Consider the following 19,411-nt stretch of genomic DNA (forward strand, 5'->3'; position numbering starts at 1 on the left):
AGTGACTTTTTGGTAAAAATAGTTTAATTTGAATAATTTGTAATTTCAGAGTTGGCGCACATGCTCTAAGTGTACTTCATCTAGAAATTTGATTATTTTATCCTAATCTCATTAAAATTTCAAAAAGTCAAATATTATTTATGATAGTTGTTATAACGCTTTCGCGAAAGCGTGATTCATATTAACGATTAATGTATAAATATCCACTCTTTCTCTTCAGACCATCTGGTGTCTGATATGTAATAAGATAGAAATATGTTCCAGCTGGTAATCCATCATCTGTTCCTATGGTCGCTCTACCTTCAGAGATACCTTTAAAACCAGTACTTGGATCATTTGTATAGCCATCTTGTTCAAAAACTTGAACACCCCATCTATTAAATATCTGAACATTATTATCTGGGAATGCATCTATTCCTTCTATAATAAAGAAGTCATTCACTCCATCACCATCTGGTGAGATTCCGTTGAACACTTCAACATCAAAGATATTAAGAACACCTTCAAAAGTAGTAAGTGTTGGATCATCCGGGTTACCATCCATATTAGGGTCAACATTTTCATCGTTGTTAGGGTCATCAGATAAATCTGTTACACTTTCACCGTTTGAGTTTGTTGCATCTACTATAGCTTGATTTAGTACAAATCCATTTGCTATATCAAAAGGAGTAACAATGTAAGTTGCCGTAAATGTTGTACTATCTGATTCACCTGGTAATAATGATATAGGTCCTCCATCAACTGTTACTAGTGGGTCAGTTATCATAATGTTATCCAGTGGAAGTGATCCTGTATTAGTCACAGTAAATGTGTACTGAATTACTTCTCCATCTTGAATTAAACCATCACCATCAATATCGAGAGTTGTTCCTACTTTCTCTAAAGCTATTGAACTTTCGATTGGAAGATTAGTAACTGTTTCATCATCTTCGACACTGTTATTATCGTCTGAAATATCAACAACATCATTACCATCAGGATCTTGCCCTGTTGCAATCGCTTGATTAGTTACAAAACCTTCATCTATATCACTTTGAACTATAGTATAAACGGCAATAAATGTAGTACTATCTGTTTCACCTGGTTCTAAATCTATCGGTCCGCCAGTTACAGCTACTAATGGATCTTCAATGATAATGTTTGTAACCGTTACATTTCCAGTGTTTGTTACTGTAAAGTTATATGTAATGGTTTCACCTACTTGTGCAAATCCGTCACCATCTACATCATTAAATACAGCTGTTTTGATCAAACTTATGCTAGCTCCTTGCGGTAAGTCTGTTACAGTAATGTCATCTTCAAGGTTACTATCATCATCAGAAGTATCCGTTACAGTATCACCATCAGGATTCTGTCCTGTAGCAAGTGCTTGGTTTGTTACTCCACCTGCATCCACATCTGCTTGAGTTAAGGTATAAACAGCAGTAAAAGTATCAGTATCAATTTCTCCAGCTGATAAATCTATTGGTCCACCAGTTACAGTTACCATTGGATCTGTGATTACAATATTTGTAATTGTTACGTTTCCAGTGTTTGTTACTGTGAAGTTATATGTTACCGTCTCTCCTACTTGCGCAAATCCATCTCCACTTTCATCATTAAAGAATCCAGTCTTTATCAATGCAATTGTTCCTTCGTCTGTTGGAAAAGTAGTAACTGTTTCATCATCCTCAAGGTTACTGTCATCATCAGAAGTATCCGTTACAGTATCACCATCAGGATTCTGTCCTGTAGCAAGTGCTTGGTTTGTTACTCCACCTGCATCAACGTCTGCTTGAGTAATAGTGTAAACAGCACTGAAGGTCGTAGCATCTGAAGCGCCAGCAACTAAATCAATAGGTCCGCCAGTTACAGTTACCATTGGATCCGTGATTACAATATTCGTAATCGTTACGTTTCCAGTGTTCGTTACTGTGAAGTTATATGTTACCGTCTCTCCCGCTTGAGCGAAACCATCTCCGTTTACATCATTAAATGTTCCTGTCTTGATTAATGCAATCGCTCCTTCGTCTGTTGGGAAAGTAGTAACTGTTTCATCATCCTCAAGGTTACTATCATCATCAGAAGTATCTGTTACAGTATCACCATCAGGATTCTGTCCTGTAGCAAGTGCTTGGTTTGTTACACCTCCGTTATCGATATCTGCTTGTGTGATAGTATAAATAGCACTGAAGGTCGTAGCATCTGAAGCGCCAGCAACTAAATCAATAGGTCCGCCAGTTACAGTTACCATTGGATCCGTGATTACAATATTCGTAATCGTTACGTTTCCAGTGTTCGTTACTGTGAAGTTATATGTTACCGTCTCTCCCGCTTGAGCGAAACCATCTCCGTTTACATCATTAAATGTTCCTGTCTTGATTAATGCAATCGCTCCTTCGTCTGTTGGGAAAGTAGTAACTGTTTCATCATCCTCAAGGTTACTATCATCATCAGAAGTATCTGTTACAGTATCACCATCAGGATTCTGTCCTGTAGCAAGTGCTTGGTTTGTTACACCTCCGTTATCGATATCTGCTTGTGTGATAGTATAAATAGCACTGAAGGTCGTAGCATCTGAAGCGCCAGCAACTAAATCAATAGGTCCGCCAGTTACAGTTACCATTGGATCCGTGATTACAATATTTGTAATCGTTACGTTTCCAGTGTTCGTTACTGTGAAATTATACGTTACAGTCTCTCCCGCTTGAGCGAAACCATCCCCGTTTACATCATTAAATGTTCCTATCTTGATTAATGCAATCGCTCCTTCGTCTGTTGGGAAAGTCGTGATTGTTTCATCATCCTCAAGGTTACTATCATCATCAGAAGTATCCGTTACAGTATCACCATCAGGATTCTGTCCTGTAGCAAGTGCTTGGTTTGTTACTCCACCTGCATCAACGTCTGTCTGTGTAATAGTATAAACAGCACTGAAGGTCGTAGCATCTGAAGCGCCAGCAACTAAATCAATAGGTCCGCCAGTTACAGTTACCATTGGATCCGTGATTACAATATTTGTAATCGTTACGTTTCCAGTGTTCGTTACTGTGAAATTATACGTTACAGTCTCTCCCGCTTGAGCGAAACCATCCCCGTTTACATCATTAAATGTTCCTATCTTGATTAATGCAATCGCTCCTTCGTCTGTTGGGAAAGTCGTGATTGTTTCATCATCCTCAAGGTTACTATCATCATCAGAAGTATCCGTTACAGTATCACCATCAGGATTCTGTCCTGTAGCAAGTGCTTGGTTTGTTACTCCACCTGCATCAACGTCTGTCTGTGTAATAGTATAAATAGCACTGAAGGTTGAAGCATCTGAAGCGCCAGCAACTAAATCAATAGGTCCGCCAGTTACAGTTACCATTGGATCCGTGATTACAATATTCGTAATCGTTACGTTTCCAGTGTTTGTTACTGTGAAGTTATACGTTACAGTCTCTCCCGCTTGAGCGAAGCCATCTCCGTTCACATCATTAAATGTTCCTGTCTTGATTAATGCAATCGCTCCTTCGTCTGTTGGGAAAGTCGTGATTGTTTCATCATCCTCAAGATTACTGTCATCATCAGAAGTATCTGTTACATCATCGCCATCAGGATTCTGTCCTGTAGCAAGTGCTTGGTTTGTTACACCTCCGTTATCGATATCTGCTTGTGTAATAGTGTAAACAGCACTGAAGGTTGAAGCATCTGAAGCGCCAGCAACTAAATCAATAGGTCCGCCAATTACAGTTACCATTGGATCTGTAATTACAATATTTGTAATTGTTACGTTTCCAGTGTTTGTTACTGTGAAGTTATATGTTACCGTCTCTCCCGCTTGCGCGAAACCATCTCCGTTTACATCATTAAATGTTCCAGTCTTGATTAATGCAATCGCTCCTTCCTCTGTTGGGAAAGTTGTGATAGTATCATCATCCTCAAGATTACTGTCATCATCAGAAGTATCTGTTATATCATCGCCATCAGGATTCTGTCCTGTAGCAAGTGCTTGGTTTGTTACTCCACCTGCATCAACGTCTGCTTGTGTTATTGTGTACACCGCACTGAATGTATCTGTGTCAACGCCACCAACTATTAAATCAATTGGTCCACCAGTTACAGTTACTAATTCATCAGTGATAACAATATTTGTAATTGTTACGTTTCCAGTGTTCGTTACTGTAAAGTTATACGTTACAGTCTCTCCCGCTTGAGCGAAACCATCTCCGTTTACATCATTAAATGTTCCTGTCTTGATTAATGCAATCGCTCCTTCGTCTGTTGGGAAAGTAGTAACTGTTTCATCATCCTCAAGATTACTGTCATCATCAGAAGTATCTGTTACATCATCGCCATCAGGATTCTGTCCTGTTGCTAGTGCTTGGTTTGTCACTCCACCTGCATCAACGTCTGCTTGTGTGATTGTGTACACCGCACTGAATGTATCTGTGTCAACGCCACCAACTATTAAATCAATTGGTCCACCAGTTACAGTTACTAATTCATCAGTGATAACAATATTTGTAATCGTTACGTTTCCAGTATTTGTTACGGTGAAGTTATACGTTACAGTCTCTCCCGCTTGTGCAAAACCATCACCATTTACATCATTAAATGTTCCGGTCTTGATTAATGCAATCGCTCCTTCATCTGTTGGGAAGGTTGTGATAGTATCATCATCCTCAAGATTACTGTCATCATCAGAAGTATCTGTTACATCATCGCCATCAGGATTCTGTCCTGTAGCAAGTGCTTGGTTTGTTACACCTCCGTTATCGATATCTGCTTGTGTAATAGTGTAAACAGCACTGAAGGTTGAAGCATCTGAAGCGCCAGCAACTAAATCAATAGGTCCGCCAATTACAGTTACCATTGGATCTGTAATTACAATATTTGTAATTGTTACGTTTCCAGTGTTTGTTACTGTGAAGTTATATGTTACCGTCTCTCCCGCTTGCGCGAAACCATCTCCGTTTACATCATTAAATGTTCCAGTCTTGATTAATGCAATCGCTCCTTCCTCTGTTGGGAAAGTTGTGATAGTATCATCATCCTCAAGATTACTGTCATCATCAGAAGTATCTGTTATATCATCGCCATCAGGATTCTGTCCTGTAGCAAGTGCTTGGTTTGTTACTCCACCTGCATCAACGTCTGCTTGTGTTATTGTGTACACCGCACTGAATGTATCTGTGTCAACGCCACCAACTATTAAATCAATTGGTCCACCAGTTACAGTTACTAATTCATCAGTGATAACAATATTTGTAATTGTTACGTTTCCAGTGTTCGTTACTGTAAAGTTATACGTTACAGTCTCTCCCGCTTGAGCGAAACCATCTCCGTTTACATCATTAAATGTTCCTGTCTTGATTAATGCAATCGCTCCTTCGTCTGTTGGGAAAGTAGTAACTGTTTCATCATCCTCAAGATTACTGTCATCATCAGAAGTATCTGTTACATCATCGCCATCAGGATTCTGTCCTGTTGCTAGTGCTTGGTTTGTCACTCCACCTGCATCAACGTCTGCTTGTGTGATTGTGTACACCGCACTGAATGTATCTGTGTCAACGCCACCAACTATTAAATCAATTGGTCCACCAGTTACCGTTACTAATTCATCAGTGATAACAATATTCGTAATCGTTACGTTTCCAGTGTTTGTTACTGTGAAGTTATATGTTACCGTTTCTCCTGCTTGCGCGAAACCGTCTCCGTTCACATCATTAAAATTACCTTCCTTTATTAATGCAATCGCTCCTTCGTCTGTTGGGAAGGTTGTGATAGTATCATCATCCTCAAGATTACTGTCATCATCAGAAGTATCTGTTACATCATCTCCATCAGGATTCTGTCCTGTAGCAAGTGCTTGATTTGTTACTCCGCCAGCATCAATATCTGCTTGTGTTATTGTATAGACTGCACTGAATGTATCTGTGTCAACGCCACCGACTGTCAAATCAATTGGTCCGCCAGTTACAGTTACTAACTCATCTGTGATAACAATATTTGTAATCGTTACGTTTCCAATATTTGTTACGGTGAAGTTATACGTTACTGTTTCTCCTGCTTGCGCGAAACCATCACCATTTACATCATTAAATGTTCCAGTCTTGATTAATGCAATCGCTCCTTCATCTGTTGGGAATTCTGTGATTGTTTCATCATCCTCAAGATTACTGTCATCATCCGAAGTATCTGTTACGTCGTCACCGTCAGGATTCTGTCCTATTGCTAATGCTTGGTTAGTGACACCTCCAGCATCAATATCCGCTTGGGTTATTGTATAAACAGCACTAAATGTGTCTGTATCAACAACACCGACTGCTAAATCGATTGGTCCACCAGTTACAGTTACTAATTCATCTGTAACTAAAATATTAGTAAGAGTGCTTGTTCCCGTATTCGTTACTGTAAAATTATATGTTACTGTTTCTCCCGCTTGAGCGAAACCATCTCCATTAACGTCATTAAATGTTCCTTCTTTAATTAGTGCAATCAAATCAGATCTTTCTATGTCAGTAACTGTAGGATCATCAGTCAAATCACTATTAATAGAGCCATCTCCATTTGGAGTTTCAATTGTTTCAGGATTTAGGATTTCTAGCCCGTTTACATCTGTTCCAGCATCTGAAATATCTGTCACATCGTTAACACCAATTGGACTACTTCCAATGGCAGATGCACTGTTTTCTAAATAGCCTAAATCAACGTCGGCCTGAGTAATCTGATGTTCTGCTACCACAGTTACACTATCACCTGGTGCCAATTCAGCAATAGGATTTCCAGAAATAATAGTGGCATTATCATCTGTGACAATAATATCAGTAAGGTTTGTATTACCTGAATTTGTTACTACAATATCATAAGTAATAATGTCATTTAAAATACCTGAAGCACTTGTCTGACTTTTTATAAGGCTCAAATTATTATCTGCTGTATACGTGAATATACTTGAACTTCCTCCAGCAAATGTGTTTTTATCTGATGCAGATAAAACAGTTTGAAAGCCATTATTAGCATCTTCTTGACTCGAGTTTTCAATAACTGTTATTGGAAATGTTAAAGATCCAAAATCGTCACCCGCAATTATAGCATATTGGCTTAAAGTCAGCACATTACTGACAGCATCATAAGATGGAGTAAAATAATTCAAAAGCGTACCAGTTATTGCACTAGTATCGCCATCTGTTAATTCCACCAATTGAAATATAACTTCAATCTTAACATTAGGCAAACCTGTATCTGGATCCATAGCAGGAACCTCTAAACCAGACGACTCTGCCAATATAAAGCTCCCGGTACCTGTACCATTCAGTTCAAGAGTCTCTAGTGGAGCAGGGTTTATGTTTGCTTCCGGAATTGAAACAGATTGACCAAAGCTCGTTAGGCTCAAAATAAAAATGATTACTATTATTAAAATTTTCTTCATCTTATGAATTTTCTACGTAAATAATAAGGATACTTTTAACTACTAGTTATTGTTATACTCTATGTAATCAAAATCATCATTATTTGAATTATTAACCTCTCCGCCAGAAAAATAGCGAACAGTTGCCTGAATCGGGAATATACCGTTCGTATTTGGTGATGGATTATAAACAGCATTAATACCAACTATAGATGCCGTCAGACCTTCAAAAACACCTCCATTACCTACATAAATAAATTTATATAATACTGGACTAGAGTCATCAAATATCCAATCAGCATTACTAACTGGTGCTCCATTTAGTGTTGTAAGGCTTGAATCATAGGTAAGAATAAATGCAGAGTTTTTAGGTATTCTCAACTCGACAGCATCAGTACCATTAGATTGTCTATCATTATATTCAGCTACAAAAACTCTAAAGTCAACATTACCAGAATCACCTGCAACAGTTGTTGTACCTGTGAAAATCACTGGACCAAAATCTGGTAAATTACCTACCGTATTTGTATCTGTTATAGCATCCGGATCAGCACCTATTGCATCAAACTCATCATCATATGTTACAGTAACTGTATCGCCAGACTGGGTATTGAATATACCATCATTGTCAGTACCAGCTATTACGCCGTACTCCGTATCTACAGTACCCGTAAAAATTCCGGTATCAGGACCAGTTTCTGTTAATGTTATAGTTTCAGATTCACCAGTAATATCATTTTCAACAACTACATCTATAACTTCTACTACTGAAGGGTCTTGATTTAAATCATTGTCCGTAACAATAATATCTAAAGTATCTCCTGGAATTGAAAGATCTGTAATATCGACAGTTCCAGTCACACCACCAAGTACTGTATCCACATCTGAAACAGGAGTAGGATTACTTCCTGTCACGTCTAATACATCATCATAAGTTACCGTTACAGTATCACCAGCTTGTGTATTAAACATTCCGTCATTGTCTGTGCCAGCAATTATACCTGACACTGTTTCTACAGTACCTTCAAATACACCTGTGTCAGCACCTGTTTCAGTTAAAGTAATTATTTCCGACTCTCCAGTATTATCATTAATAACAATAACTTCTATAGTTTCGATTGCAGTAATATCTTCATTCAAATCATTATCAGTAACAGATATATCTAATGTATCTCCTGGAACTGATGTATCAGTAATATCTACAACTCCAGTAACCCCTCCTAGTACATTATCGGTATCAGTAATTGGATCTGGATTATTACCATTGCTATCTAATTCATCATCATAAGTTACAGTTACAGTATCACCAGCTTGAGTGTTGAAAATTCCGTCGTTATCTGTACCGGCTATATCACCAAATACGGTATCAACAGTTCCTTCAAACACACCTGTATCCACTCCTGTCTCTGTCAAAGTGATTGTTTCTGTTTCACCAGTTTGATTGTTTATAACAACAACATCAATTGTGTCAACACTAGTAATGTCTAGATTCAAATCATTATCAGTTACAATAATATTCAATGTATCTCCTGGTATTGACGTTTCTGTTATTTCAACCTTACCTGTTACTCCTCCGATTACGGTGTCTGTATCTGAAACAGCTGTTGGATCATTACCTAAAGTATCTAACTCATCATCATAAGTTACCGTTACAGTATCTCCAGCTTGAGTGTTGAAAATCCCATCGTTATCTGTACCAGCGTTATCACCAAATACGGTATCAACAGTTCCTTCAAACACACCTGTATCAACTCCTGTCTCTGTCAAAGTGATTGTTTCTGTTTCACCAGTTTGATCGTTAATAACAACGACATCGATTGTGTCAACACTAGTAATGTCTAGATTTAAATCGTTATCAGTTACAAAGATGTCCAGCGTGTCTCCTGGTATTGAAGTTTCAGTAATAGTTACTTCACCAGTTACTCCACCAATAACATTATCAGTATCTGTTACAGGAGCAGGATTATCACCTGTATTATCAAGCTCGTCGTCGTATGTTACGGTTACAGTATTTCCAGCTTGAGTGTTCAATGTTCCATCATCATTTGTACCAGCCATCTCACCAAATACAGTATCAACTGTACCAGCAAAAACACCTGTGTCAGGTCCGGTTTCCGTTAAAGTCACAACTTCAGATTCACCAGTCTGATCGTTTACAACAACCACATCAATTGTATCTATAATATTGACATCTAGATTCAAATCATTATCAGTCACAACAACATCTAAAGTGTCCCCTGGAATTGAAGTATCTGTTATAGTAACTTCACCAGTAACTCCACCAAGAACTAGATCTGTATCTGTGATTGGTCCTGGATTGCTCCCAACTTCATCAAGCTCATCGTCATAAGTAACAGTTACCGAATCACCTGCTTGTGTATTAAATACACCGTCATTATCTACTCCAGCAACTACACCATAAATAGTATCAACTGTACCTGCAAAAATACCTGTGTCAGGTCCGGTTTCAGTTAAAGTCACAACTTCAGATTCACCAGTCTCTTCGTTTACAACAACAACATTCAAAGTTTCAGCTACTGAAGGGTTTTCATTGAGATCTCCATCTGTAACAACCACATCTAAAGTATCACCAGGAATTGATGTATCAGTTATATCTACTATTCCAGTTATTCCACCCAATACATTATCAATATCTGTCAGTACCGTTAGTGTTCCGTTCTCATCTAATTGATCATTATAGAAAATAGTAACTGTATCACCAACTTGGGTGTTAATTAGTCCATCATTATTAGCACCCGCAGATACTCCATATATAGTATCGACAGTTCCTGTAAATACACCTGTATTTGGACCTGTCTCTGTTAGTATAATCACCTCTGATTCACCTGTAATATCATTTTTCACAATCACGTTGACAGTTTCTGCAACTGAAGGATCTTCATTCAAATCAGCATCTGACACAGATAGATCCAAAGTGTCCCCAGGAAAAGAGGTATCAGTTATATCTACATCTGCTAAAACACCTCTAGTATGTGTAAAGAATGCTGTACTTCCAGGAGCATCAGTTGGACCATCAATTGCTGCTATATTCACGTTAAATCCATTAAAACTCTGATTCTCAGTTGAGTTTTGAGTGACAGTTAAAGGCATAGAAATATTTCCTGAAAAATTAGCAGGAATTTCAGATGATTGTTGAAAAACTAGAACATTATTCCCAGCGTCATAACTAACTGTAAAATAAGAAAGCACAGTTCCTGTTATCCCCGCCACATCAGCATCAGTTAATTCTACATATTGTAAACTAATACTAATTGTAACATTGGGCATTCCAAATGCTGAAGCAGGAGCAGCTACACCATCATTTTCTGTAAAAGTAAATGTACCTATACCCTCTCCATTTAAGGATATACCATCAAGAGGATCTGGAGTAATATTTGCTCCAGTAACTGTAACGGTCTGACCATATGCTACTAGCGAACATAGGAAGGTAAAAATAAGTGGAAGTAGAATTTTTTTCATTGCAGGTATTTAAGGTTGTTGAGATTGTAAATTCTTTAAAGTAAATATATTAATCATCATCATCGTCATCATCATCGTCATCATCATCGTCATCATCATCATCATCAAGTATGTCGTTATCGAATTCAACATAATCCACATCATTATTATTAGAATTATTAGTTTCACCTCCAGAGTTGAATTTGACTGTAACTTGTAAAGGAAACTCTCCTTCTGTACTAATAAGTGGTAAATAAACAGCATTTAAACCAATCATTGACGCGCTATTTGCTGGAAAGATACCGTTATTCCCAATATATATGAATTTATAAAGCGTAGGACTAGAATTATCAAACAACCAATCGGTGTTTGACACAGGAAAGCCGTTAACCAACACAGCTGTAGGGTCAAATGTTATTAATAAATCATCACTTTTGACTATCCTAAGTTCAACTGGTGTAATACCATTAGAATTTTGACCTGCAAATTCAGCCACTAGCACTCTAAAATCAATAACTCCAGTATTACCTACAATAGTAGTAACTCCAGTAAACAATGTTGGCCCGTAATCTGGAATTAATTGCATGCCTACTGTAAGATATACAGTTGCAGTATCAGTTGCACCTTGAGTATCCGTCACCTGATATATAAAGGAATCTGGACCTATATAGTCCAAATTAGGCGTATATGTAAAAGTACCATCATCATCTAAAATTACTGTTCCATTTGTAGGATCAGATACTAACAATGTTGTCTGAGCATCTCCCTCAGGATCTGTATCATTATCTAAAACATCTCCTAGAATATCAGTATTTGAAACCCCATTATAAGCATCATCATTTGCTACTGTAATGTTTTTAGTATCAGGAATTACTTGAATAGTAACTGTTGCTGTATCACATTCAGCTGGAGTAGCATTATCACATATAGTATATGTAAATGTATCCTCACCAACAAAATCAGTATTAGGTGTATAAACAAATGATCCGTTAGGCACTACTAATACCAATCCGTTAGCTGGCTCTGTATTTCCAGTAACAGTAAGTGGATCTCCATCTGGATCATAATCATTAGGCAAAACATTTCCTGTCAACGGTGTATTAACCTCTGTAATACCTGAATCCGCATTAGCAATAGGTGCCTCATTATCAGGTCCGCTTATTGGTAACACTTCTAAGTAAACAATAGCAGTATCACAAGCTTGTGGATTACCATCATCACACACTGTGTATGTAAAGGTATCCTCTCCTACGAAATCAGTATTTGGCGTGTACTCATAAGTGCCATCAGGATTAATCACGAGTGTTCCACTAGCAGGCTCTGTATTTGAACTTACTGTTTGTGTATCTCCTTCTGCATCATCATCATTCGTTAATACATTACCAGTTACAGCGGTATTTATAAACGTATCATTGATATCATCTATAGCTGTTGTTGTATTACTAATAGGCGCTATTACTAATGAAACCGTAGCAGTGTCTGTCGCTCCTTGAGCGTCAGTTACTGTGTAAGTAAACTCATCTGGTCCAGTATAACCAGAATCAGGTGTGTAAGTGAAAGTTCCATCTGAATTTAAAACAACACTTCCGTTTGATGGAGCAGTTGCTAAAGATGCTGTTTGAGCATCTCCTTCTGGATCCGTATCGTTATCCAATACATTTCCTAATACATCGGTATCAATTGAACCAAGGTAAGCATCATCATTTGCCACTGTGATGTTTGCAGTATCAGGAATCACTTGAATAGTCACAGTTGCAGTATCACATTCAGCTGGAGTAGCATTATCACATATAGTATATGTAAATGTATCCTCTCCTACGAAATCAGTGTTTGGCGTGTACTCGAACGTTCCATCAGGATTCATTACTAATACTCCATTAGATGGATCTGAATTTGCAGTCACCGTTATTGGATCTCCGTCTGGATCAAAGTCATTAGAAAGTACACTTCCTTCAATAGGTGTGTTGATTTCTGTTACTCCAGTATCAGCATTTGCTACTGGCGGATCATTCTTACTTGTAGGTTCTGGCAATACTTCTAAGTAAACAATAGCAGTATCACAAGCTTGTGGATTACCATTATCACACACTGTGTACGTAAAAGTATCCTCTCCAACAAAATCAGTATTTGGTGTATACTCGTAAGTTCCATCAGGATTCATTACTAATACTCCATTAGATGGATCTGAATTTGAACTTACTGTTTGTGTATCTCCTTCTGCATCATCATCATTCGTTAATACGTTACCAGTTACAGCAGTATTTACAAACGTATCATTGATATCATCTATAGCTGTTGTTGTATTACTAACAGGCGCTATTACTAATGAAACCGTAGCAGTATCTGTCGCTCCTTGAGCGTCAGTTACTGTGTAAGTAAACTCATCTGGTCCAGTATAACCAGAATCAGGTGTGTAAGTGAAAGTTCCATCTGAATTTAAAACAACACTTCCGTTTGATGGAGCAGTTGCTAAAGATGCTGTTTGAGCATCTCCTTCTGGATCCGTATCGTTATCCAATACATTTCCTAATACATCGGTATCAATTGAACCAAGGTAAGCATCATCATTTGCCACTGTGATGTTTGCAGTATCAGGAATCACTTGAATAGTCACTGTTGCAGTATCACATTCAGCTGGAGTAGCATTATCACATATAGTATATGTAAATGTATCCTCTCCTACGAAATCAGTATTTGGTGTGTACTCGAACGTTCCATCAGGATTGATTACTAATACTCCATTAGATGGATCTGTATTTGCAGTCACTGTTATTGGATCTCCGTCTGGATCAAAGTCATTAGAAAGTACACTTCCTTCAATAGGTGTGTTGATTTCTGTTACTCCAGTATCAGCATTTGCTACTGGCGGATCATTTTTACTTGTAGGCTCTGGCAATACTTCTAAGTAAACAACAGCAGTATCACAAGCTTGTGGATTACCATCATCACACACTGTGTATGTAAAGATATCCTCTCCTACAAAATCAGTGTTTGGTGTGTATTCGTAAGTGCCATCAGGATTAATCACGAGTGTTCCACTAGCAGGTTCTGTATTTGAACTTACTGTTTGTGTATCTCCTTCTGCATCATCATCATTCGTTAATACATTACCAGTTACAGCGGTATTTATAAACGTATCATTAATATCATCTATAGCTGTTGTTGTATTACTAATAGGCGCTATTACTAATGAAACCGTAGCAGTGTCTGTCGCTCCTTGAGCGTCAGTTACTGTGTAAGTAAACTCATCTGGTCCAGTATAACCAGAATCAGGTGTGTAAGTGAAAGTTCCATCTGAATTTAAAACAACACTTCCGTTTGATGGAGCAGTTGCTAAAGATGCTGTTTGAGCATCTCCTTCTGGATCCGTATCGTTATCCAATACATTTCCTAAGATATCTGTATCAATTGAACCAAGGTAAGCATCATCATTTGCTACTGTAATGTTTGCAGTATCAGGGATCACTTGAATAGTCACTGTTGCAGTATCACATTCAGCTGGAGTAGCATTATCACATATAGTATATGTAAATGTATCCTCTCCTACGAAATCAGTGTTTGGTGTGTACTCGAACGTTCCATCAGGATTGATTACTAATACTCCATTAGATGGATCTGTATTTGCAGTCACCGTTATTGGATCTCCGTCTGGATCAAAGTCATTAGAAAGTACACTTCCTTCAATAGGTGTGTTGATTTCTGTTACTCCAGTATCAGCATTTGCCACTGGTGGATCATTCTTACTTGTAGGTTCTGGCAATACTTCTAAGTAAACAATAGCAGTATCACAAGCTTGTGGATTACCATCATCACAAACTGTGTACGTAAAAGTATCCTCTCCTACAAAATCAGTATTTGGTGTGTATTCGTAAGTTCCATCAGGATTAATCACGAGTGTTCCACTAGCAGGTTCTGTATTTGAACTTACTGTTTGTGTATCTCCTTCTGCATCATCATCATTCGTTAATACGTTACCAGTTACAGCAGTATTTACAAACGTATCATTGATATCATCTATAGCTGTTGTTGTATTACTAACAGGTGCTATTACTAATGAAACCGTAGCAGTGTCTGTAGCTCCTTGAGCGTCAGTTACTGTGTAAGTAAACTCATCTGGTCCAGTATAACCTGAATCAGGTGTGTAAGTGAAAGTTCCATCTGAATTTAAAACAACACTTCCGTTTGATGGAGCAGTTGCTAAAGATGCTGTTTGAGCATCTCCTTCTGGATCCGTATCGTTATCCAATACATTTCCTAATACATCGGTATCAATTGAACCAAGGTAAGCATCATCATTTGCTACTGTAATGTTTGCAAAATCAGGAATCACTTGAATAATCACCGTTGCTGTATCACATTCAGCTGGAGTAGCATTATCACATATAGTATATGTAAATGTATCCTCTCCTACGAAATCAGTATTTGGCGTGTATTCAAAAGTTCCATCAGGATTGATTACTAATACTCCATTAGATGGATTTGTATTTGCAGTTACCGTTATTGGATCTCCGTCCGGATCAAAGTCATTAGAAAGTACACTTCCTTCAATAGGCGTGTTGATTTCTGTTACTCCAGTATCAGCATTTGCTACTGGCGGATCATTCTTACTTGTTGTAGGAACCACTTCAACGTATACAGTTGCAGTATCACACGCTTGTGGATTACCATTATCACAAACTGTATAAGTAAAGGCATCTGAACCTACATAGTCAGCTGGAGGGTTATATGAATAAGAACCATCTGGTGCTATATTCACAACAACACCTTGAGTAGATGTCACATTAGACGAAGTAACTGTTTGAGCATCTCCTTGAGCATCAAAATCATTAGTTAATACATTACCATCTACAGGTGTATTTACAAAAGTATTCTCAATATCATCAACCGCAGTTGTATTGATAAGAGCCCCAATATTTACTGAAACAATAGCACTATCACAATCGTTATCGCTATCACAAATTTGATATTCAAATTGTATAACAGAAGTGTTTACTAGTGGCGCAGTAAACTCTATAAAATCATCAGTTGGATCATTTGTTGTTCCGTTTGTATTAACAACAGCAGTTCCTAAAGTAGGCTGAGTAATAATTGTAATTGGTCCACTAGCAGCTAGATCCGGACCAAAAATATCATTAACTAATACACTAACATTAATTGTTTCCAAAGGTAAAGCTACTGTTTCATCATTTACAGCATTAGGCCTACCATCATCTACAAAATTATTTCCACATGTAGACATCAAGTTTATAACACGAGTTATTCTGTTGTCATTTGCTCCATCTACATCAGATATTGAAACATATCCTGAGTTATCATTCTCAATAACTGTATAGGTTACATCAACTAAAGCAGAAGGAATCGAAGTTGCATATCTATAGTTACCATTTATATCTGTTGCTACCGTTTTATTACTTCCGTCAGAACCAATAATATCAACTTCCACATTAGAAAGTGGATCCCCACCTTCATCAGATACGTTACCACAGATAACTGGAGCTGAAAGAATTGTAGATCTAGGATTTAAATATTCTGCATTATCAAACACAAACGCATAAAATCTATCAAAATTACCGTTTTGCTTACCTATAGTATATGATAACTTACTCTTCCCTTCCCAATAGTTACTAAAAGTAAACCTAGGATCTTCAGAAATATCTCCACCAGGAGCAGTTAAAGGGTTCACAGCAGTTCCTCTAATTCCATCCCCTGTATCAATAATCTCAATGAGCGTATCTCCTGAGGTGTAGTATGAATCTGGAAGACTCAACTCCGCATATTCCCTTGTAATTACACTATCTCCATCAATATCAAAAGGACTACCGAAGAAAGAAATATTTACAGGCGTCATTGTACCAGAGGCAACAAATGATATATCAAACTTCACACTCTGATCACCATTGTTTGTACTGTTTATTTTAGGTTGGAATGCTCTAGGAAGACCTTGATTTGCAACATCAATATCAAGAAGTGTCGCTCCATTGTTAAAAGCTACAATTTCTACAATCGCATCAAGAACTACTCCATTTGCATTATTTGGAAAAATGTTTGAAAATCTATATTTGGCCCCTTCAGATAACGCAACACCCGAAATCAGTACAGGATTTGCAAAATTTGAATTTTCATAAAAAGGCGCACAATCACAACCTCTTTCCCCTGGAGGGACTATAAATACATCTGATACAGAAAGAAAAACAGTTGCTTCACTTTCATTACCATTTACATCTACAATTTTATATTTGAACTCATCAAATCCTGAGTAATCTTGATTTGGTGTATATATGATTGTATCATCAGATAAGTCACCTGGCGTATTATTATCGTTAATTTCAACAACTCCGTGTGCAGGATTTACAGTAACTATTATAGGCTCCGTTAAAGAAGCTCCATTATCACCATAGTCATCATTTGCAACGACATCTATATTCAAAGGAAGATTAAAGAACACGGTTCTTGTATCATCATCTGCAAGGATAGTCGCACACTGGTTTTGTGTTTTATCTTGACTAAAACCTTTTAATTGACCAGCATTAGCCACTAAAGGAACACCATAAGTAGCACTATTCGCATTCTCGTCAACTATAACACCTAAGTTATTTGTTACACTATCATTATTACCGTCTGATAAAGTTCCACTTGCTGCTAAACCATCACTACTCAAGAAAGAACCATTACCCTCTACAAAGTCGGGACATCCATCATTATCACTATCTAGATCTAGAGCGTTAATAATACCATCATTGTCAATATCATTATTACAACCTGAGGCTGGAGCGGTTACAGGTACTAATGCAGCAGCACTAGTTAAAGGCTCAACATCAAAGTTGTAACCTGGAGTTCCTAAACGTTTTCTTAATTCAAAATTAATGCTTGATGTTGTTAAGAATCTAGTTCTCCACCATGCATCTTGTGTATTTGCATCAGTATTCTCTGTATTAACCTCTACCCCTCTAGCTCTAATTTTTCCGCCAGAATTAGTTATTGAGAGACCAGAAGATGTTGATAATTGATAAAACTGTACATCTGTAGTATTCAATATAACCTCCTCACTAGAAGTTGGAATACCGTCCACATCCATCCAAGTCACATCTAAAGGCATTGGCAGCAACGTGTTAGTTCCAGATTGATAAAAATTCATCTGTAAACCAGCAAGAGCGCCAACATTTGCTCCTGTCAGATATATTGTAGAAATAGGATTATTAATAGCTATATCCAGGGTAAGCGGATTAGGGTTAGAAACAACTACTAGTTCTAAATCAAAAGGTGTACCCTCGAAAGTCCCAGCGTTTACATACCTCATTTTATCACCTACCTCACTACTAGCACCACTATCTGTAAACACTCCATTGCTAAAGTCTAAATTCAAAGGCGATATTGCAGATGCAGCATTTACACACTCATCTGTATCTAATATACCGTCGTTATCATCATCTAGATCACAAAGATCACTTATACCATCACCATCACTATCTAAGTTACCAGACACCTGCGCATTACAAGGATCTATTGATGGAGTACAATCTGCATCCACATTCACCCCTCCTGCGATAATCCACGATTGACCATTTACATTTTGACCATTTTGATTATGCCTTGAATCAACAGTAATGGTAACTTGAGTAACATTACCAGGGACATCTAATAATGTCAATGTTGGCATTATTAAACAACAAGTCCCTCCAGGTAATGAACTATCTGGACCAGTAATTATAATTTCTTCAGAAACTCCGCCAGCTTCAGCTCTTAGTAATAAATACCTTCCATCTGTAGTAATTTCTGAAATTGGAGTTTCAACAAATAAATCTCTAGGTTCTGAAAAAGAAGGAATATCAATTGTAAACTGCACCTTATTGTTATATCCACTTAAATTTGTAAACACCCCAGAATTTGCAAATGCGTCTACCGTATTTCTAAAAGCGTAAACAACAATAGATTGTAAATTATTTCTATTTAAAGTATTTGTATAATTGATACTCGATGCACTACCTGTCACAGTTGCTCTGTAAACCCAAATATTACTACTTGAACCAGAAACAGCAAACCTATTTAATGTGTGCGCAACGTTATTATTATCTTTAATCTGAATTGTATTCCCTGGATTACCACCCTTGTAAACAATCTCAACTACGTATTGATAAATATTTCCCGAATTAGGAAGTACAACATCTGTAGATGTTTTTCCATTTGCATTTGCACCGTACTCATCAACAGTCTTGTTTTCTCCACAAGCAAAGTTCCAACCTGTTAAGGTATCGGCATCATCTACAAGTGTCTCAACAGTTGAAGCTGTGGAAGCAAACATTTGATTAGACAAGAGTATAAATACAAATAAAACAACCACTCTAAACATAGAGTCGCTATTTAATCTATTTAAATCTCCTAAGTAATTTAGTTTCATATATTACTATTTTATAAAAACCTTATAATTTATTTTAATCTATACCAGATGAGTATGTATTAGAACTCACAAGATATAGTCACTCATCATTCACTTTAGAAGTAGCACATTGCTACTTTTATTTTAAAATGAATAATTCAAAATATTCATTTTTGATTCTCTGGCAATGCATCTTCAAAAAA

At 37.3% G+C, this 19,411-nt stretch carries 3 protein-coding genes; all 3 read right to left on the minus strand.

Going from position 1 to position 19,411, the window contains the following annotated elements:
• Window positions 1-181 precede the first annotated feature (181 nt).
• Genes ACJJVU_RS11815 through ACJJVU_RS11825 form a run of 3 tightly spaced genes read right to left on the minus strand, consistent with a single transcriptional unit; the run spans window position 182 to window position 19,229 of the window.
• Entirely contained in the window at window positions 182-7,396 is a 7,215-nt protein-coding gene (locus ACJJVU_RS11815) for a gliding motility-associated C-terminal domain-containing protein (protein ID WP_405225666.1), read from the minus strand.
• A 42-nt stretch (window positions 7,397-7,438) separates the two neighbouring features.
• Complete coding sequence (locus ACJJVU_RS11820) at window positions 7,439-10,855, minus strand: beta strand repeat-containing protein (protein WP_405225669.1); 3,417 nt, start codon at window positions 10,853-10,855, stop codon at window positions 7,439-7,441.
• Between the two features lie 49 nt (window positions 10,856-10,904).
• Window positions 10,905-19,229 carry an Ig-like domain-containing protein gene (locus tag ACJJVU_RS11825; protein ID WP_405225671.1) on the minus strand — a complete coding sequence of 2,775 codons (8,325 nt, stop codon included), beginning with the start codon at window positions 19,227-19,229 and terminating at the stop codon, window positions 10,905-10,907.
• Window positions 19,230-19,411 lie beyond the last annotated feature (182 nt).

Origin of the sequence: Dokdonia sp. Asnod1-B02 (assembly GCF_045063955.1) — a bacterium.
GTDB lineage: Bacteria > Bacteroidota > Bacteroidia > Flavobacteriales > Flavobacteriaceae > Dokdonia.